The organism is Blautia caecimuris (assembly GCF_024622975.1).
Taxonomy (GTDB): Bacteria; Bacillota; Clostridia; order Lachnospirales; family Lachnospiraceae; genus Blautia_A; species Blautia_A caecimuris.
The window spans coordinates 16,354-34,824 of record NZ_JANJZT010000020.1 but is presented as its reverse complement, the minus strand read 5'-3'; the positions used below and the strand labels follow the sequence as shown (position 1 = coordinate 34,824).

Below are 18,471 nucleotides of genomic sequence, written 5' to 3'. Positions count from 1 at the left end.
TCTTTTATTCGGCAGGATCAGTTATCTTCCGTCGGCAGTTTCCATTTATTTTCATCAAACAGCATATAGCAGGAACGGTCATAGCTCTTGCTCAGCGCCTTTCGGGTTGAGCTGTTGCTTCGCTGCACCACAGAAAGCCTGTCGAAATCTTCCAGCTCTGTGCCGGAGATCATCAGTGTTGTGGGATTCACATAAATGGTATCGTACCATTCTCCATTCAGTTTTACCTGACTGGACGGCGTAAAATTGGTTCCCGTGATCCGGTAGGTATGATCCCAGGCTGATACCAGGGAAACTCCGTCCAGCGTCACATCATAAAGTCCGAGACGCATCTTTGTCCTTTTGAACGGATTTTCTCCCTCATAGGAATGCTGCTCCCCATAAAGCAGGTCATACTGAAGAGTTTCCAGATCTACCTGATAATTCTTTGTATTTCTTCTTGCCTGGTGATAACGGAAAACAGTTCCCTCATGGATTCCCACACGGTCCAGAACCTCTGCCGCCATCTGATAAGCCGCAAGGTTCACGTCTTTTTTCTCAAGACCGAAGTTGTCCCACATAACATACTGTGTCTGGAAAAGATATTTATTGTCCACATCCTCCACAGTCAGACCCATAGTAGGAAGATGATCTCCATACATAACAAGAACAACATCCTCCGGATAATCTTCAAGCCTGTCTGTAAGCTCTTTGACAAAATTATCCATCTCATGGATCTGGTTCACATAGTACTCCCACTGGTTATTCTTGGAAGCAGTAGGAGAACCGGTCACAGTGATTTCATGCTCTTCAAGCTCCGGTTCCTCCGGGTAGGCTCCGTGTCCCTGCACAGAGATGGTATAAACATAATCCGGCTGATCCTCTGTGGAATCCAGGCATTTCAGGATCTCATCTGTAAGAACCCGGTCTCTTGTCCAGCCCAGCGGGTTTTTATCATCCTCCTCAGGCATATACTCTGCAGAGGTAAAAGTGTCAAATCCCAGATTCGGGAAAATACTTCTTCTTCCGTAGAAATTCGCCTCATTGTTATGTATGGCATGACTGGAATATCCCAGCTCTCCAAGAACATACGGAGCGCTTTCACAGGTTGTCTCCTTCAGAATACTCTTATAAGGATATTCTCCCGGTCCGAAATACCGAAGGCTCATGCCTGTAATGGACTCAAACTCTGTATTTGCCGTACCTGCGCCTACAGAAGGCACTTTATAATATCCGGAGGTATACTCCTTCATCAGCTTGCGGAAGTTAGGTATGGGATCTTCGGATATCTCCAGATAATTTACAAGCTCCGGATCAAAGAAAGATTCCAGCTGCAGGAAAATAATGTTGGGATATTCTCCCTCTCTGGTTTCCGGCAGGTTCTCCTCGGTTTTTTCAATCCTTTTGATTTCTTTTTCCGAGTAATCTCTCGGACAGCTGATTCCGGTATCAAAGATCGTAACCCCGAGACAGTAAGGATATCCGTAATCCTCATAGGCAAAGGCTATGTTTCCAAAATAATTGGACAGCACTCTTTTTTCCAGCGCAAGCTGTGTCACTCCGGCAAAAAGCACAAATCCGGCAAGTACCAGAGGAATATTCCAGCGGTATTTCAGCTTTCCTTTAAACTTCGGTCCTTTGACGATCAGCGCCAGAAGCGTCAGTGCAAAAAGCCCCAGTACGATCAGTGCCACAATCACTCCCCATTTGGGAAGATATTTTTCCAGAAGAGCCATTCCATCTGTCAGAAGATGAAGATCCGGTCCGGTAAACGGTGTAACACGGGTAGCCAGGATCACACCGTTTATGATTCCAAGAAGAAGCCAGAACATCACCAGCAGCACACGGATAAAGCATCTTCTTCTGAACAGGTATACAATCAGAGAAGATGTGAAAATCAGAGCCGCATTGTAGGCAAACACCAGTGGCCTGCCTGTCATAAAATCCCATGCCTCAGTAAAGGAATGTCTGCTGATTGCCTCAATCAGAAAATATCCTGCTGCACTGACCAGTGCATGAAGCAGCAGAGAAATCCTGTTACATATATCATACCATTTCATCTTAACGCTCCTTTATCACTTTTGCATCTGTGAAAGCTGTACGTTTACCTTTTCCATCATTTCTTCGTATTTCTGAAGTTTTTCTTTTTCTGCGTCTACCTTTGCAGCAGGCGCTTTATTTACAAAATTCGGGTTATTCAGCATACCCTGGCAGCGGGCGATCTCTTTTGTGAGACGCTCCTGCTCTTTTGTAAGACGCTCGATTTCCTTTTCTCTGTCAACCAGATCTTCCAGAGGCAGATAAACAACTGCGTCAGAAACCACTACGGAAACTGCATCCTCGCCAATTCCCTCCTTTGTTTCCTGAACCTGTATTTCTTTAGAGAAGGCAAGGTTTACAAAGGATCTTTTGCAGGCCTCATAACGGGCGCAGGTATCTGCATCTCTTCCCACAATATAAAGGCTGGTCTTGCGGTTTACCGGAACATTCATTTCTGTACGGGTATTACGGATGCCTCTTACCGCCTCCTTAAAGCCCTCAACTGCCTTTTCTGCCTCCGGGAAGCTTCTCTCTTCTGTGTATACCGGCCACTGGGAGATCATAATAGAATCCTCTTCCGGCAGAAGAGTACAGTAAATTTCCTCAGTGATAAACGGCATGAACGGATGAAGCAGCTTCAGACCTTCGGTAAGAACTGTACGAAGTGTCCACAGAGCCTCTCCGGCTGCCTTTGGATCTTCCTCTGCCTTCCACAGACGAACCTTTGCCATCTCAATGTACCAGTCACAGAGCTCATCCCACAGGAAGTCATAAACCTTCTGAACAGCAATACCAAGCTCATATTTTTCCATGTTTTCTGTTACTTCACGGACTACTGTATTCAGTCTGGAAAGAATCCACTGATCCTCCATGCACAGCTCCTTCAGGTTCTCAGGAGCAGAGACTGTTCTGCCTTCCAGATTCATCATGATAAATCTGGATGCATTCCAGATCTTATTTGCAAAGTTACGGCTGGATTCTACTCTCTCCCAGTAGAAACGCATGTCATTTCCCGGAGCATTTCCGGTGATCAGTGTCAGACGAAGAGCATCGGCTCCGTATTTGTCAATTACTTCAAGAGGGTCGATACCGTTTCCAAGAGACTTGCTCATTTTTCTTCCCTGAGAATCCCTTACAAGGCCGTGGATCAGAACGTGGTGGAAAGGCGCCTTTCCGGTCTGCTCCATAGCAGAAAATACCATACGGATAACCCAGAAGAAAATAATGTCATAGCCTGTCACAAGCACGTCTGTAGGATAGAAATATTCCATTTCCTCCGTTTTGTCCGGCCATCCCAAAGTAGAGAACGGCCACAGTGCGGAGCTGAACCAGGTATCCAGAGTATCCTCATCCTGATGAAAATGAGTGCATCCGCATTTCGGACATTTTTCCGGCATCTCACGGGCAACAACCACCTCGCCGCACTCATCACAGTAGTAAGCCGGGATTCTGTGTCCCCACCAAAGCTGACGGGAAATACACCAGTCACGGATATTTTCCAGCCAGTGAAGATAGGTTTTGCCAAAGCTTGCAGGAACAAATTCCAGCTCGCCCTTATTGAGAACGTCAATAGCAGCTTTTGCCATCTCGTCCATACGAACGAACCACTGAGGCTTGATCATAGGCTCTACCGTAGTGCCGCAGCGGTCATGAGTTCCAACGCTGTGGGAATGGGGAACTACCTTCACCAGAAGTCCCTGTGCCTCAAGATCTGCCACCATTGCCTTACGCGCTTCATAACGGTCCATTCCCGCATACTTGCCGCCAAGAGAATTGATGGTAGCGTCGTCATTCATGATATTGATCTCAGGAAGGTTGTGACGTTTTCCAACCTCAAAGTCGTTAGGGTCATGGGCAGGTGTGATCTTCACGCAGCCTGTTCCAAATTCTTTATCCACATACTCGTCTGCCACAACCGGAATTTCACGGTCTGTGAGAGGCAGCTTCAGCATTTTTCCAACCAGATCCTTATATCTCTCGTCATCAGGATTTACCGCTACTGCAGTATCTCCCAGAAGTGTTTCCGGACGGGTGGTGGCAATCTCCACAAAGCGTCCCTCTTCTCCAACGATAGGATAATTGATGTGCCAGAAAAATCCGTCCTGATCCTCATGCTCTACCTCTGCATCGGAAATAGAAGTCTGGCATACCGGACACCAGTTGATGATCCTGGAGCCTTTGTAGATATAGCCTTTTTCATAAAGCTTGATAAACACTTCCTGAACTGCCTTGGAGCAGCCCTCGTCCATGGTAAAGCGTTCTCTTTCCCAGTCTGCAGATGCGCCGAGCTTTTTCAGCTGGTTGATGATCTTTCCGCCGTACTCTTCCTTCCATGCCCAGGCATGTTTTAAAAATTCCTCGCGGCCGATCTCGTGCTTGTCAATTCCTTCTTTTTTCAGCTTGTCAATAACCTTGACCTCTGTGGCGATTGCCGCATGGTCAGTTCCAGGCTGCCACAGCGCCTCATAGCCCTGCATTCTCTTAAAACGAATCAGAATATCCTGCATGGTCTCGTCCAGAGCGTGTCCCATGTGAAGCTGTCCGGTAACATTGGGCGGCGGCATCACAATGGTAAAGGGTTTTTTATCTGGATTTACTTTTGCATGGAAATAACCATTATCCATCCATTTTTTGTACAGACGCTCTTCCAGTCCTTTCGGATCGTACGTCTTTGCAAGTTCTTTGCTCATAATAAACCTCCTGTATGTGTTTTCTGTAAATAGTGAGGGGAAAAATCGTTATCATTTACCTGGAAGATCAGTACAGAACATACTGCCTTTCCGGTAAATAAAGAAGCCCCTCACACCTAAGTGTGAAGGGCGAATCTTGTCGCGGTACCACCTTCATTATGCAGGAAACAGTCAGTTTATCACACTTATTTCTCTGCACATCTCATTTTCCTTTAACGCAGGATTTACGTGAAAGCCTGCTGCCGGTTTCTGTACTTCATTTCCGGCCATCAGCCTCCCGGCTCCAAAGCTACCTTCTGCTGCGTCCTTCTGAGAATATCTTCCAGCCAGCGGATATTCCTCTCTGTCAGGGTATTCAGCATACTCCTCTTCTTCCTCGCCTTTGTTATGGTACATACTATAATTACATTTTTTACGGTTGTCAAGACGGAATACAGAAATTTCACAGATATTTCAACAACTGGTTACTGTTCCCCACCTTCACAGCCGACTGGTCAAAATACATTCCAAATCACCCCCAGGGACAATATCCTGCCCTGTATATCCCGGGATTTTGACGTATATATGCCAAAGCACCTCACAGGACAGTGATCCCTGATCTGTAACTCCTTTTACTCTACTGATTTCAGAGATTCTACCATGTCGATCTTTGTCAGCTTCCTGTGCATAAACCAGTTTACGATCATGGAAAAAATGCAGGTTATCACAGCACAGTACAAAAAGCTTACAGGACGGATATCCCGCCCGAACATTACTGCGTCCACCTCAACCGTTACAATAATATATCTGTGAAGCAGAACTCCGAATCCCGAGCCAAAAATAATCCCCGCAATAGTCAGAAAAATGTTTTCTCTCAGTACGTACTGGGAAACCTCCTTATCATAAAATCCCAGAACCTTCAAAGTTGCCAGCTCTCTCTGCCTCTCCGTAATATTAATATTATTCAGATTATACAAAACTACAAATGCAAGCATTCCTGCCGAAACGATCAGTACTACAATAACAATCCCCAATGTGCTGAGCATTCGTTCCACCTGGGCAGCCAGACTGGAGGTATAGCTGATACTGAGGGCTCCCGGCTGTTCAATGATCTCTTTTCCGATTTCCTCTGCCTGCTCCAGATATTCATCCTTTACAGAAAATACAACATCCTGATAATCCGGTTTTTCCCCAAAGGTCTGTTCATATACCTTGGGAGTCATATAGATGTAGTGTCCCATGTAGTTTTCTGTGATCACAGCGACCTTTGCCTGAAACTCTTCGTTTTCCCGCTCCAGGGTAATGGTATCTCCCACCTGAAGATCCAGAAGCTTCGCTGTCTTTTCACTGATCACCGCACCCTCGTCAGTCAGCTCATAGACCTCTCCTGTAAGACGGTTTCTCAGTGTCACATCCTCCCGGAAGTTTTCCATATTTTCCGGTACATAGAGATAAACACTGATATTGGATTTCCCGTTGGGAGCTGTAATCTTACTGAACTGAATGTTTGTAAACCGTTCCAGTTTTTCATTTTTGTCCAGATATTCCATCAGCTTCTCTCTGTCTTCATCAGAAGCGTCCTCATCCGTAATAATAGTTCCGTCATAGTGCTGAAGCTCAGAATACTGTTTCACCACAATATCTGAAATAGAATCCCGGATGCCAAAGCCTACCAGCATCAGCGCCATACTTCCGGAAATACCGAATATTGTCATAAACAGACGCTTTTTGTAGCGGAAAAGATTTCTGAGGCTTGACTTCCAGGTAAAATTCAGATGTTTCCACAAAATCGTGATTTTTTCTACCAGAACTCTTTTGCCCTCTTTTGGCGCCGGCGGACGCATAAGAGAAGCCGGTGTCTCAGAAAGTACCCGATAACAGGAAATAACAGTAGCGCCAACTGTACAGACAATTGCAGCAACTGAAGCCGTCAGGGCAAATTTCAGCTCATAATGAATCTGAAGGCTGTCTCCTACATTGTGGTACATAATTCCATAGGCTTTGATGATTATATATGGAAGAATTTTTTCACCGATCAGAACGCCTGCAGCGCTTCCTCCTACTGTGGCAAGAAACGCATAGTTCAGATATTTGGACGCAATAGAAAACTTCCCGTAGCCCAGGGCCTTCAGCGTTCCGATCTGAGTCCTCTGTTCCTCTACCATTCGTGTCATGGTAGTAAGACTGATCAGGGCTGCCACAAGGAAAAAGATCACAGGGAAAACCTCTCCTATACTTTTGATCCTGTCTGCATTGTCTCCGTAATCAGAATATTCCGGAAGATCGTTTCGGTCTGTGACGATCCATTCAGGTTCTTCGATCTCTGAAATTTCCTTTCTGGCGTCTTCTATCTTCTGCCCGCCTTCCGCAATTTCATCCTCTGCCTCTTTTTTGCCGTCCTCGTATTCCTTCCAGCCATCTTTCAGCTTTTGCTCCGCTTCTTTTAAATCCTTTTCTGCATCTGCAAGCTTCTGTCTGTTCTCTCTGAGTTCAGCCTCTCCATCTGTTATTTTCTGCTGGCTGGTCTCAATCTCCTGCTCACCGGAATTCAGCTTCTGCTCGTTTGCTTCGATTTCTCCCTGAGCAGAGTTCAGCTTTTGTCTGTTTGCGTCGATTTCCGCCTGACCGCTGTTTAAATCTGCCAGACTTTCCTGAAGCTTCTTTTCATTTGCGGTCAGCTTCTTTTCGTTTGCGGCAATCTGTTTTTTTGCAGGCTCCAGCTTCGCCTCTTCCTGTTTCAGCGTTTCCCTGCCGGCATCAATCGCCTTCTGGGCTTCTTTTAAAGACTCAATGGTCTGTGTCAGCTCTGCTTTTTTCGTTTCTGCCTGAGTAAGTCCATTGCGGACAGCCGCAAGACCGGCTTCCAGCTCCGGCTTCTTTGCTGCTGCCGCTGTACAGGTATCCAACACTACCTGTGCCTGAGAGACAGCTCCATTGGCTGCATTCAGTTCCCCGCGGGCTGTTTCCAGATTTCCCTGAGCTGCTTCCAGATTTCCTCTTGCTGTTTCCACTGCTGTCTGATAGGAAGCAAGTTCTTCTTCTGTAATCTCTCCGGCTTCAAATCTTCGGACAGCCTCTTCCAGAGCCGCCTGGGCTGTGTCAAAACCGGCCTGCGCTTCACTGACCGCTGACTGAGCCGCATCAAAAGCGGCCTGTTTTTCTGCCGCAGTACGCTGAGCTGCTTCCAGAGCCTGTGTCAGCGCCTGAATCTGCGCCTCTGCCTCTTCCGCCTGACGGATTCCTTCTTCAAGCTGAGAAATCTGATCCTGAAGCTGCGCAATCTGACCTTCAACAGCCTGAATTCCCTTTTCGGCCTGAGCAAGACCGGTATCCAGCTGATCCTGCTTTTCATCCAGAGCAGCTTTGCTCTCCTCTATTTTCTGTTGTCCGTCTGCAAGCTGCTTCTTTGCCTGATTTAACTGGCTGCGTCCCTCCTGAAGCTGTTTTTTACCGCTGTTATACTGACTCCAGCCATCTGACAGCTTTTCCTGAGCTTCATTTAGCTGGCTCCAGCCGTCTGCGGCCTGCTGCTTGGCTGCTGCAAGCTGGTCTCTTCCCTCTGCCAGAGTCTCCTTTGCAGAGGCAAGCTGCTCTTTGCCGTCGGAGATTTCCTTTTCCCCGTCTGAAAGCTGTTTTTTACCGTCCTCGTATTCCTTTTTGCCGTCTGAATACTCTTTTTCACCGTCTTCAAGCTCTTTCCGGGCGTCTGCAAGTTCTTCCTCCGCTTCCTTTTTACCGTCTGAAAGCTCCTTCTCTGCATCTGCAAGCTCTTTTTCCGCCTCAGTCATCACATCCTCATATCTGATCTGACAACGTTCCGCCTGAATTCCCTCCACCTTGTCCTGAAGCTTCTCAATAAGCCGGTCATAGGCATCTGTGTAGCTGGTCACCTGATCCACACCATGAGCTCTGATATAGATCTGGGTAAAAACCTCCTGGTCAAAATCCTCAGGCAGCACATAGGCAAATCCGTTTACCTCGCCGGATCCCAGGGTTGTATTTCCTCTGTTAAAGGATATGTAAAGAGGGGATCTGCCAAGTCCGGTAACGGTATATGTTTTCTTTTTCAGAAAAGGATCCTCTGTATCCTCTCTTAATTCAATCTGATCTCCGATCTGATATCCCTGCGCTTCTGCAAACTCCACATCCAGAAAACATTCTCCGCTTTTTTCCGGAAGCTGTCCCTCTGCTACTGTAAGAGTGTTTACATCCTCGTTGACAGCCTCCACATGGAGAACCTTCTGAGCCTCAGCCTCCCCGCACAGCACGTCGGTTGACCAGGCTCCCTCAGCCCATTCTACTCCTTCAACTTTGCGGACAGCCTCTACATCCTCCTCCGTCAGTCCCAGAGTGCCCATCACCTTCAGATCCATCATTTTGCTTTCTGTATAATAAGCATCCCCGGAAAGTCTCATATCAGGGGAGCTTGCCTGGATTCCTGAAAAAAACGCAACTCCAAGGGCAACAATACAGAAAATAGAAATAAAACGCGCCTTTGTTTTTCTTATTTCCACCCAGAAATCTTTATGCAGTGCCTTCTTCATCGCGCTCACCTACCATTCGATTTCTTCTACCGGAGTAGGAGCATCATTCTGAACCATAGAAGATACTTTTCCGTTTTTGATCTTGATCACCCTGTCCGCCATAGGAGTAAGGGCAGAGTTATGAGTAATCACAATTACTGTCATTCCTCTTTCCCGGCACATATCCTGCAAAAGCTTCAGGATTGCTTTTCCGGTCTGATAATCCAGCGCGCCTGTAGGCTCGTCACAGAGAAGAAGCTTCGGATTCTTGGCAAGAGCCCTGGCTATCGACACTCTCTGCTGCTCGCCTCCTGAAAGCTGCGCAGGAAAATTCCCCAGTCTGTCCTTCAGCCCCACATCTTCCAGAACTGTTGCCGCATCCAGCGGTTCTTTACAGATCTGAAGAGCCAGTTCTACATTTTCCAGAGCTGTAAGATTGGGCACCAGATTATAAAACTGAAATACAAAACCAATATCCTCTCTCCGATACCCGGTAAGCTGTCTGCTGGAATATTTGGCAATATCCACACCGTCTACCAGCACATGTCCGGAGGTTGCCTTATCCATACCGCCCAGAATGTTCAGCACAGTAGTCTTTCCTGCTCCGCTTGGACCTACGACTACCACAAACTCACCCTTATTGATCTCAAAACTGATGTGATCCACTGCAACAATCTTTACTTCCCCGGAGCCATAAACCTTTGACACATTTTCAAGCTTTACATATGCATGATCCTGACGCTCCATTCTCATCGCCTGCCTTCTGTTGTATGATAAAAAAGAAACCCCTGCCTGAGAGATTTCTTTTTTGTTTGCATTTAGTATAACAGTTTTAAAATATTTCTTCAATCAACAGCGGTCCAAAAAGATATAAAAAATGTATAAACTGCTGTTGTTCACACAGCACTGTCCCACGGGGTGTTTGGGCATGTATCTACCAAAATCTCAAGATATACAGGGCAAAACGCCATCACCAAAGGTGCTTTGCCTTCCGGTAACAGCTGCATTATTTACCCAGACTGCTTCCGTTAAAGCTCAGAGGAAGCAGTTCCTTCAGAAGATAGATTTTATAATCCTCTGTACTTTTTGCTACAATTACCTGAAATGTATCCGGATCACAAAATTCAGCCATTACCTGACGGCAGATACCGCAGGGCGCGCAGTAATCAAATTCCTCTTTTTCCTGCGATTTTCCCACAATGGCTATGGCGCAGAACTCCTTTTTCTCTTCATAAACTGCCCGGAACAGAGCTGTCCGCTCCGCGCAGTTGCAGGCTCCATAGGAAGCATTTTCAATGTTGCAGCCTCCGTAAATACTTCCGTCTCTGCACAAAAGCGCCGCCCCTACCTGAAAATGCGAATAGGGAGCATACGCCCGTTTCTGTGATGCAAATGCTTCTCCGATCAGTTTGACAGCCTGCTGCTGTGATAACCTGTCTGTGTTCATAAACCGTACCTCCATTGTAAGTTCAGCTCAGTTTCTTATCCAGCTCTTCCCTCAGTTTTTGTTTCATTTCCTCTAATTCCTGCTCTGAAGGACGATTTTCCTCACTGTACATTTTTTCCATAGGATACCACCATACCGATCCTTTTCCGTTGCTTCCATACTGCTCCAGATCTCCGGCTATTCGCGGAAACAAATGCCAGTGAAGGTGTGTATCACCATTTCCCAACAGCTCATAATTCATTTTTTCCGCTCCAAAAGCACTAGAAACCGCCTCCGCAACCAGAGACATTTCTTCTAAAAACTGAATCTTTACTTTGTCTTCCAGTTGAAATAGCTCTGTTTTATGCTTCTTGCATAAAAATAACGTATACCCTTTAAAATGTTGATGATCACCGATTACAACATATCCTGTTTTCAGTTCTTTTACAAAGTACGGGTTCCTGTCTTCTTTTATCATTTTTATTCTGTCACAAATCAGACACATGGGGTTCTCCTTTCTTTGTTCAGATGATTTTTATTTCTGTCAGTTGTTTCCTGTATCCTCCGCAGAAATACACACCTTAAAAAACTTTGCCATCAGAGGAATATACGTTATTATAAAAACAGAGCCGCTAAGCGCATAAAACATTTTTTTCTTCTCTTCTGGGATCTTCATTCCCGCCATCAGCCCCATAGAAAAAAGGCAGAACTTAACAAGAGCAAGTGTTTTCCAGGTACTTTCCTTACAATATTGGTCTGCAATTTTAAATAACTTCATAAAATATTCATGCCTCCTTTTTACATATAACCTGATACTTCATCTTATTGATCTCGCTCCCTTCTGTCCCGCTTAATAAGTAACAGGACAAAAAGTACAAACCATGCTCCCCAAGCAATCAGACATCCCAGGCCAGCTTTCCACAGATCAATTGCGATTCCCACCAGAAAAGGAACAGCCATCCCCATCATATGTTTTCCATATGACTTACACATATTTTCTTCATCATACTTTCCTGATTTGACGCTGTATCCAGACAAATATTTTGCGGCTCTTCCATTGGATTTATAAAACCATAAGCCAAAGCCAAATGTAATACATGCCATACTTAAATCAAATATGATATAAAACAACATTTTTCCCTCCTATTCTCACAACATCTGTTTTACACCTTCGGTCGATATCTGAGATCCGACACCGTATACACAGTAATAAACGCCTCCGGATCTTTATGGTTCATGTAATCCATAAGCTTCTGGTACTCACCTTTATCCACAATTGTGATAATTTCATTTCGTTTTTCCATATTATAAGCGCCCACAGCCTCGTAAATCGTTGCCCCGCTGTGCAGATTATGAAGAATAAAATCTCTGAGTTCCTTTTCATGCTTTGTAATAATACAGACTCTCCGCTTGATATTCTGTCCAAAAATAAAGTGATCCAGAAGAAGTCCGTTAAAATAGGTACCAAGAACGCTGAGAACAACAGACTTTTTATCATACACAAGCGCTGCAGAAAGAGCTATGCACATCCCGGAAAGCGATATGGCCTTTCCAAGCTCCATATGCAGATATTTATTCATAATCTTTGCCACAATATCCAGTCCCCCGGAGGATGCATTCCGGTTAAAAAGAATACTGCAGCCTGCGCTCGCAGCCAGAATGTAGCAGACTACATCCAGCTCCTGGCTTCCGGTCATGGACTGATAAGCCGGAAAAGCTTTTTCATACACTCCCAGAAAAACAGGAAGCATAATGCTTGTATATATAGTTTTTACTCCAAATTCTTTTCCACAGGTCAGAAAACCAATAATCAGAAGCATCACATTCATAATCATGGTAATTGCGGAAAGAGGCAGCGGTACAAAATTAGACAGTATAATTCCCAGTCCGGAGATGCTGCTTACTGATGTTTTGCTTGGCACCAGAAAAAAGTAAACTGCTGCTGAGATTACTGCCATAGCTCCTGTAAGAATAACAATTTCTTTCAGCAGTTCCGTATAATTTATTTTCTGTTTCATGATAAAGTCTCACTTTCTGTCAGGTTTTGTCTCTTATTGATTTTCTGAAATCATACTGTACGATAATCTGATTATCTCCAAAACCTTTTTCTTTTTTATTAGATGATAAATAACATTTTATAAACACTTCATCATCCAGTACGCATCTGCATATGTGCCATCTGAATATTTCATATTATTTGGAAAGTATTTTTCTCTTTCCTGTTGGCTTCTGCTGTCACTTAACTGTTTTTCTGCCACAATCAGATAGCGGTGGATTGTTCCCTGAATTTCTCCATTCTTTTCCAATATTTTCTGCATTTCAACTAATTTTTCAAAGCAGCATTCTACTGAAAAACCAGGAAATTCCCACTGAATAATGCGCGCAAACCACACAAAAGCACCAACATCATAAAATAAAATTGGTCTATACGCTTCTTTTGCACATATAGTACGGAACCCAGCCTCCTCAAATATTTTTTTCTGCTCTTTCAAATTCATATGTGGAAAAGGTGGCTGAGTTCCAGGAAGAACCATTTCTACTAAATCTCTGTCATTGTCTCCTCCAACCTGTTCTGTAATAAACATTCCTTTGTTCTTTAAAAGACGATATGTTTCCTGTACATTAAAATCCCCATGTCGGTTAATAATCATGTCAAAGCTTTGATCCTCAAAAGGGATATTAGCAGGATCACTGCACTCCTTAAACTGAATCCCCAAAGGAAGAAGTCTTTCCTGACATATCTGTACATTAGGTTTATATCCCTCTGTTGCTGACGTATTATTACAGGGATGTCCCAATGACAGTAAAAATTCGCCTCCCCCTGTATCATAATCTAAAAGATTAAAAGAATCCTTCAGATATGATTTTATAATTTTTTCATAATCCCATGGCAGATCATTCTCTTCCTCATATCGCCCATTAATATGAGAAAAATCCCATCCATGAATATGGGCAGCTTCCTCTTCCTTTTTCCATATTTCTCTCAATTTCAGTTCATCCATCTGATTTTTTCCTTTCTATACATCACAATCCTTCCTAAGAAACTGTTTCAGATATTCTTCCACTGACCGGGTCATTTCTTTTGAAAAATCAGAATTATATTTACGGCCGCAAAAAGCTGCAGTCCAGTCCTCAAAACTTTTCTGTCCGCAGCGGCCTTCAAACATATTTCGAAGTTCTTCTCCGTCCATACTGCGGTATGTATTTTCATGTACAATGTGCTTCTGTTCAAACCGTACTGGTTTTGGTCTGTGTTTCTGCTGCTCTGTTGGCCATCCAAACACCAGCATCACAGCCGGAAAAACATATTCCGGAAGCTTCAGAAGTCTGCGCTGTTCCTCACAGTTTTCCATAATATCACCTATATAGCAGGAACCAATACCAAAGCTTTCCGCCGCCACAACTGCATTTTGCGCTGCAATCGCCGCATCTGTTACTGCCAGCATAAGATCCCCGGCTCCAGGTTTTCGGGGTGTACACCCGGCTTCCAGATATGTGTCATACCATTTTTTACAGTCCGCACAAAATACCAGAACCATTGGCGCTTTTGCAATAAACGGCTGATTATCACAGGTCTCTGATAATGCTACCTTTAACTCTTTATCCGTAATATCCAGAATTGTATAAAGCTGCTGACATCCTGCACTGGGAGCCTGTGCAGCAGCCTCCAGAATTATTCTCTTCATTTCCTCAGGAATCGTTCTTTCCTCATAAACCCTCATGGATTTTCGTTTGTACAAGCTTTCAATAATTTCGTTCATTTTTTCCCCTTTTCTGCTGCAAAAATCATTCTGATACACCAAGTACTAAATAACAATAACCATTATATCAACCTGCATTTGGAGCAATGGTTCTACGCCAATATGGCAGAAGCTTAATATTCGTTACACCAGCTTCTTTCTCAAATATACCATGTCCTTTAACTGAATACCCGCTTCATAAATTGGATGGTCATAATTATCAGTAAAAAAATTTTCCACCACATGAGAACGTGAAAATCCGCACTTTTCATAAAACGGAACCGTTAAAGGACTGTCTCCTGTTCCTGCCTGCAAAACAGAATATTTCCCCTGATATTTGCTGCTAATAAAATCAATCAGAGCTTTGCCATATCCCCTTCTCTGACTGTCCGGATCAGTGGCTATATTTTTGATCTCAAGAATTCCATTCCCCTCATCTGTAACCACACATTCCGCCTTTATCCCCTTATCATCCAGCACATACATCGTTCCATGTTCCAGATAACGATCCACCATATTTTCCTGCTCATCCGCCAGCAACAAAAGAGAAAGATACTGCTTTTTATTTCTCTTCACTTCTTTGATTTCCATACTGCTTTCTTTATCTTCTCCTGTCCGAAAATTCTTCTGTTTATCGTCTTATATTTTTACATTTTTCTGTTTTCAGAATATCACAGAACAGACTTACTTACAATGAAAAAAAGGACTCCCTCTTCCCAGGAATCCTCTTTACTGCTTCTGTTCACCACGTTTCCGGTAATTACCTGTGAACAGCTGCTTTCTGCTTTCTTATTTTTCTTGTTTTTTTCTGCGGGTCATCAGTCCGCCAATCCGCCCGGTTTCCTTTGCCGAAAGGCTTTTCCATCCATTTTCCAGCACCTGGTCCAGAAGTCCCAGTTCTCCGGCGATCTCATATTTCAGCTTTTCCTCTTCAGGAAGTTCTCCCTTCAGATAGCTTTCCACTTCCTTATCTTTATTCAATGTTCTCACACTCCTTATCTGTATTCATCAGGAGTATTGACACTTTCAGGAAAGGTTATACTTCAATATTCTCAAATATCTCTTCCAGTTTCATGGTGATATTAGGAAACTCTCTCAGATAGATCACAGTGTCTGCATTATAATATATATCTTCTGGATCATCCTGCAAAATATAACTGTATTTCAGAATATAATTGTCCTGTTCCAGATAATAAATCTCTACTGCCCTTTCTTTTGGGGATACGATCCAGTATTCCGAAACTCCTGCTGCCTGATAAATTTCTTTTTTCACTGTTTTGTCTTTCAGGGCTGTAGCAGGACTTAGGGTTTCCGCAATAAAACGGGGTACTCCTGTGTAGGCTCCTCCTTTCAGGTGTTTTCTGTCACAGATAAGCATAACATCCGGGATTACGTAATCATTATTTTTTTCAGGCTGGTATCTGTAATCCAGATTTTCCATAAAAGAAAGACATAAACTGTTTTTCAGATGCTGCTTCAGTATTGCATGAATATTGCTGTTTACAATTCCATGGCGATAGTCTGCAGAGGGAGACATATCATAAACTATCCCGTTTATTCTTTCTTCTTTTCTGTAGTCTTCTTTTAATTCTGCCATATTTTTCTCCCCTTTCACACTTAATCAGCTTTTTTATTATCATATCAATTTATCTTTCTTCGTACAAGCAATATTTCCTTATGATTTACATTCTTCACAATAACAATTACACGTTCTTTCATATAAAAAATCCTGCCAGACTGCTCCGTTCCCCAAATTGGATTTACAGGGTTGGTTCAGACTGACAGGATTTTTCTCTATTATTTATCCTCTCGGAATAATAATTGCAGCTATGATATATGCCCAGATTCCCGCGCCGCCGAAACAGGTAAGGATTACCCATGCAAGACGCACCAGCGTGGGATCAATGTCAAAATATTCTGCAATGCCGCCGCAGACTCCGCAGAGCATACAGTTTACTGAAGATTTATAAAGACGTTTGTTGCTCATATTTTTACTTCCTTTCTGTAGGTTCCTGCATACCGGACCCACTGAAAACTGATTGTCGTTTTACAGGCTCTGTCCCGGAAATCATTCAGTAAAGCTTACTTCCAGGGTTCCCATACCGCACTCCAGCTGCATTTTGCGGGCAGCGCCATCATTATCTACTATTTTGCTTCCGCCCAGACCGGCAAATTCCTCGTCTTCCAGGCTGAGTGTTCCTGCGCCACAGGAAAGGCGGTAATTATAATCTGTTTTTTTGCCTGCTGCTTCAAGCTCCATAGTTCCGATTCCACATTCTGCCTCAATGTATTCCGCATCAAGGTCTGTAAGAGACAATGTTCCTACTCCAACCTCAACATCTGCTTCTCTGGCTGTAATCGCTCCATAGTTTTCCAGGGTTCCTGCACCTACCGATACACTGAATTCCCGTGTGTTCAGATTATTCTCCAGAGTTGCTGTTCCCGCCTCCACATCAATATTTACCTCTGTAAATTCCATTCCTGCAGGATAGCGAACAACCACCTGTCTTTCCTCAGGCTTTGTTTTTCCTTTGCTTTCAATTTTCAGCTCTGTACCTTCTGTAGTGACCCTTACTTTATCTGTATAGTCTCCTGAAATACTGACTTTTACATTTTTACCGTCATATTCCTGAAGGATCAGTTCATCATAATTAAGTTCAATGTCCATGGAGGAAATATTTTCTAGCTCATATGTTCCGTCTTTACCTGCCGGAGCTATATCTTCAATTTCCCAGTCGTCATCATCCCAATCATCATGGTCGTCCCAGTCATCATCGTCCCAGTCGTCATGGTCATTCAGGCTTTCCGCAACTCTTACCATACGATTCACAACCTTCTGAACAGAACTGCCCTCATATCTCATATCGTCCATGGTTGCTCCCATGGCAACTCCGCCTGCGGTAAGTCCTAATCCTGCAACTCCAAGAACTGCTGCCGCGCCTAAAACAATTTTTGAAAATTTTCTCATACCTGATTACCTCCTTTTTCTCTGTGGATCAATCCGCTGCAAAAATCTGTAAACTTATTCAACAGTCTGGGTAAAAGTCTGCTGAGCACCCAGACAATAAAAACCAGTCCCACAAGCCCTATGGCTGTAACAATGCTTCCGAGTCCGACAGCAAAAATTCCAACCGGCGCTGCGCTGAAGCAAAGTCCGATTCCGGCAAACACTGTAACGATTCCGCCAACCAGCAGTCCGATTACTCCGGCACCAATTCCAAATGCCAGGATAAAGGGTAAAAGGATGATGGTTACAATAAATCCGACCACACCTCCTATGGCTCCTGACAGAAACGGTGAAAGGAACACCAGAAGAATCAGTACCAGAATCATCATCCCACTGCCCCGTTTCTCCCTGGGGCGGTAACCTCTGTCTTTTCTGCCGGCTGTCCGCTCTCCCGGAACCTGTCCCGGCTCTTCTGTTCTTTCATCATAGTATCCTTTTTCTGTGTATGTTCCGGCAGAATCGCTGTTTTCTCTCAGATCTGCCTTGATAATGGCTGCTACCTTACCTGGGCTTCCAAGCTTCTGTATCACAGAAGCCTCTTCTGCTTCTCCCGCCTCATCAAAATAACTTTCATAATAGTCAAGAGCCTCTCTTCTCTCATCCTCTGAGATATCAGAGAGGAGCTTTTCCAGCTGGTCCATAAATTCTTTTCTGTTCATAAATCAATTCCCCCCTCAAACAGCCTGGAAATTTTTGAAGAATAGTTTTTCCATTCCACTTTATATAAATTCAGCTGTGCAGATCCTTTTTCCGTCAGTTTATAGTATCTGCGGTTTCTTCCTTCATATGCCATATCATAGGTTTCCAGACATTCATCCTTTTGCAGCCGTCTCAGCACCGGATAAAGTGTGGATTCCGAAACATCCAGAACACTGCGTACGTCCTGAGTAATCTTATACCCATAGGTTCCGTCCTGTTCCTTTGATACAATAGCCAGAACAATGGCATCCAGAAGGGCTGCGCCTGTATTAAATACCATGGGCTCACTCCTTTTTTGATTTCTGTATAATATTATATCAATCATCAATATTGTTTTGTTAATAATACTATATATTATATAATATAGTTTTGTCAATAGTATCTACTA

Annotated in this window: 19 protein-coding genes; all 19 read right to left on the bottom strand. The window is 44.0% G+C overall.

Translation table 11 applies throughout. The features are described 5' to 3' along the window. Positions 1-17 precede the first annotated feature (17 nt). The 19 genes from NSA57_RS12715 to NSA57_RS12630 all read right to left on the bottom strand — a co-directional run bounded on the left by NSA57_RS12715 (position 18) and on the right by NSA57_RS12630 (position 18,363). Positions 18-2,039: a sulfatase-like hydrolase/transferase gene (locus tag NSA57_RS12715; protein WP_257465026.1), complete on the bottom strand. Its 2,022-nt coding sequence runs from the start codon at positions 2,037-2,039 to the stop codon at positions 18-20. A 15-nt stretch (positions 2,040-2,054) separates the two neighbouring features. Beyond that, positions 2,055-4,709 carry a valine--tRNA ligase gene (locus NSA57_RS12710; RefSeq protein WP_257465025.1) on the bottom strand — a complete coding sequence of 885 codons (2,655 nt, stop codon included), beginning with the start codon at positions 4,707-4,709 and terminating at the stop codon, positions 2,055-2,057. A 171-nt stretch (positions 4,710-4,880) separates the two neighbouring features. Then, positions 4,881-5,105 carry a hypothetical protein gene (locus tag NSA57_RS20035; protein WP_022068203.1) on the bottom strand — a complete coding sequence of 75 codons (225 nt, stop codon included), beginning with the start codon at positions 5,103-5,105 and terminating at the stop codon, positions 4,881-4,883. Positions 5,106-5,320: 215 nt separating this feature from the next. After that, positions 5,321-9,232: an FtsX-like permease family protein gene (locus NSA57_RS12705; RefSeq protein WP_257465024.1), complete on the bottom strand. Its 3,912-nt coding sequence runs from the start codon at positions 9,230-9,232 to the stop codon at positions 5,321-5,323. A 9-nt stretch (positions 9,233-9,241) separates the two neighbouring features. Further along, complete coding sequence (locus tag NSA57_RS12700) at positions 9,242-9,958, bottom strand: ABC transporter ATP-binding protein (RefSeq protein ID WP_022068205.1); 717 nt, start codon at positions 9,956-9,958, stop codon at positions 9,242-9,244. Positions 9,959-10,217: 259 nt separating this feature from the next. Next, positions 10,218-10,658: a cytidine deaminase gene (locus tag NSA57_RS12695; RefSeq protein WP_138270718.1), complete on the bottom strand. Its 441-nt coding sequence runs from the start codon at positions 10,656-10,658 to the stop codon at positions 10,218-10,220. Between the two features lie 22 nt (positions 10,659-10,680). Then, positions 10,681-11,142, bottom strand: a complete 462-nt coding sequence (locus tag NSA57_RS12690) for an HIT family protein (protein ID WP_257465023.1) — start codon at positions 11,140-11,142, stop codon at positions 10,681-10,683. Between the two features lie 39 nt (positions 11,143-11,181). Next, entirely contained in the window at positions 11,182-11,415 is a 234-nt protein-coding gene (locus NSA57_RS12685) for a permease of phosphate ABC transporter (protein ID WP_257465022.1), read from the bottom strand. Between the two features lie 44 nt (positions 11,416-11,459). Further along, positions 11,460-11,771, bottom strand: a complete 312-nt coding sequence (locus NSA57_RS12680; protein WP_330601548.1) for a DUF3784 domain-containing protein — start codon at positions 11,769-11,771, stop codon at positions 11,460-11,462. Between the two features lie 29 nt (positions 11,772-11,800). Further along, positions 11,801-12,655 carry a YitT family protein gene (locus NSA57_RS12675; RefSeq protein WP_257465021.1) on the bottom strand — a complete coding sequence of 285 codons (855 nt, stop codon included), beginning with the start codon at positions 12,653-12,655 and terminating at the stop codon, positions 11,801-11,803. A gap of 117 nt (positions 12,656-12,772) precedes the next feature. Beyond that, on the bottom strand, positions 12,773-13,639 hold the full coding sequence (locus tag NSA57_RS12670; RefSeq protein ID WP_243873734.1) for a class I SAM-dependent methyltransferase: 867 nt from the start codon (positions 13,637-13,639) through the stop codon (positions 12,773-12,775). A 15-nt stretch (positions 13,640-13,654) separates the two neighbouring features. Then, positions 13,655-14,398, bottom strand: a complete 744-nt coding sequence (locus NSA57_RS12665) for a nitroreductase family protein (RefSeq protein WP_022068561.1) — start codon at positions 14,396-14,398, stop codon at positions 13,655-13,657. A gap of 123 nt (positions 14,399-14,521) precedes the next feature. Next, positions 14,522-14,968: a GNAT family N-acetyltransferase gene (locus NSA57_RS12660; RefSeq protein WP_147597913.1), complete on the bottom strand. Its 447-nt coding sequence runs from the start codon at positions 14,966-14,968 to the stop codon at positions 14,522-14,524. Positions 14,969-15,166: 198 nt separating this feature from the next. Further along, positions 15,167-15,358, bottom strand: coding sequence for an alpha/beta-type small acid-soluble spore protein (locus NSA57_RS12655; RefSeq protein ID WP_022068563.1), 192 nt, complete (start codon positions 15,356-15,358; stop codon positions 15,167-15,169). A gap of 55 nt (positions 15,359-15,413) precedes the next feature. Beyond that, on the bottom strand, positions 15,414-15,974 hold the full coding sequence (locus tag NSA57_RS12650) for a Uma2 family endonuclease (RefSeq protein WP_022068564.1): 561 nt from the start codon (positions 15,972-15,974) through the stop codon (positions 15,414-15,416). A gap of 204 nt (positions 15,975-16,178) precedes the next feature. Continuing rightward, positions 16,179-16,364 carry a PspC domain-containing protein gene (locus tag NSA57_RS12645; protein WP_022068565.1) on the bottom strand — a complete coding sequence of 62 codons (186 nt, stop codon included), beginning with the start codon at positions 16,362-16,364 and terminating at the stop codon, positions 16,179-16,181. 81 nt (positions 16,365-16,445) lie between these two features. Continuing rightward, entirely contained in the window at positions 16,446-17,345 is a 900-nt protein-coding gene (locus NSA57_RS12640) for a GIN domain-containing protein (RefSeq protein WP_257465020.1), read from the bottom strand. Beyond that, positions 17,342-18,043 (bottom strand): DUF1700 domain-containing protein, encoded by a 702-nt coding sequence (locus NSA57_RS12635; RefSeq protein WP_257465019.1) that lies wholly within the window; start codon positions 18,041-18,043, stop codon positions 17,342-17,344. The genes NSA57_RS12640 and NSA57_RS12635 overlap by 4 nt, the downstream gene beginning before the upstream one ends. Then, entirely contained in the window at positions 18,040-18,363 is a 324-nt protein-coding gene (locus NSA57_RS12630) for a PadR family transcriptional regulator (protein WP_022068568.1), read from the bottom strand. Before NSA57_RS12630 ends, NSA57_RS12635 begins: the two co-directional genes overlap by 4 nt. Between the last annotated feature and the right edge of the window lie 108 nt (positions 18,364-18,471).

Coding starts and splice junctions, on each gene's coding strand:
- NSA57_RS12715 (WP_257465026.1), bottom strand. CDS start 2,039: ATGAAATGGTATGATATATGTAACAGGATTTCTCTGCTGCTTCATGCA.
- NSA57_RS12710 (WP_257465025.1), bottom strand. CDS start 4,709: ATGAGCAAAGAACTTGCAAAGACGTACGATCCGAAAGGACTGGAAGAG.
- NSA57_RS20035 (WP_022068203.1), bottom strand. CDS start 5,105: ATGTACCATAACAAAGGCGAGGAAGAAGAGGAGTATGCTGAATACCCT.
- NSA57_RS12705 (WP_257465024.1), bottom strand. CDS start 9,232: ATGAAGAAGGCACTGCATAAAGATTTCTGGGTGGAAATAAGAAAAACA.
- NSA57_RS12700 (WP_022068205.1), bottom strand. CDS start 9,958: ATGGAGCGTCAGGATCATGCATATGTAAAGCTTGAAAATGTGTCAAAG.
- NSA57_RS12695 (WP_138270718.1), bottom strand. CDS start 10,658: ATGAACACAGACAGGTTATCACAGCAGCAGGCTGTCAAACTGATCGGA.
- NSA57_RS12690 (WP_257465023.1), bottom strand. CDS start 11,142: ATGTGTCTGATTTGTGACAGAATAAAAATGATAAAAGAAGACAGGAAC.
- NSA57_RS12685 (WP_257465022.1), bottom strand. CDS start 11,415: ATGAAGTTATTTAAAATTGCAGACCAATATTGTAAGGAAAGTACCTGG.
- NSA57_RS12680 (WP_330601548.1), bottom strand. CDS start 11,771: ATGTTGTTTTATATCATATTTGATTTAAGTATGGCATGTATTACATTT.
- NSA57_RS12675 (WP_257465021.1), bottom strand. CDS start 12,655: ATGAAACAGAAAATAAATTATACGGAACTGCTGAAAGAAATTGTTATT.
- NSA57_RS12670 (WP_243873734.1), bottom strand. CDS start 13,639: ATGGATGAACTGAAATTGAGAGAAATATGGAAAAAGGAAGAGGAAGCT.
- NSA57_RS12665 (WP_022068561.1), bottom strand. CDS start 14,398: ATGAACGAAATTATTGAAAGCTTGTACAAACGAAAATCCATGAGGGTT.
- NSA57_RS12660 (WP_147597913.1), bottom strand. CDS start 14,968: ATGGAAATCAAAGAAGTGAAGAGAAATAAAAAGCAGTATCTTTCTCTT.
- NSA57_RS12650 (WP_022068564.1), bottom strand. CDS start 15,974: ATGGCAGAATTAAAAGAAGACTACAGAAAAGAAGAAAGAATAAACGGG.
- NSA57_RS12645 (WP_022068565.1), bottom strand. CDS start 16,364: ATGAGCAACAAACGTCTTTATAAATCTTCAGTAAACTGTATGCTCTGC.
- NSA57_RS12640 (WP_257465020.1), bottom strand. CDS start 17,345: ATGAGAAAATTTTCAAAAATTGTTTTAGGCGCGGCAGCAGTTCTTGGA.
- NSA57_RS12635 (WP_257465019.1), bottom strand. CDS start 18,043: ATGAACAGAAAAGAATTTATGGACCAGCTGGAAAAGCTCCTCTCTGAT.
- NSA57_RS12630 (WP_022068568.1), bottom strand. CDS start 18,363: ATGGTATTTAATACAGGCGCAGCCCTTCTGGATGCCATTGTTCTGGCT.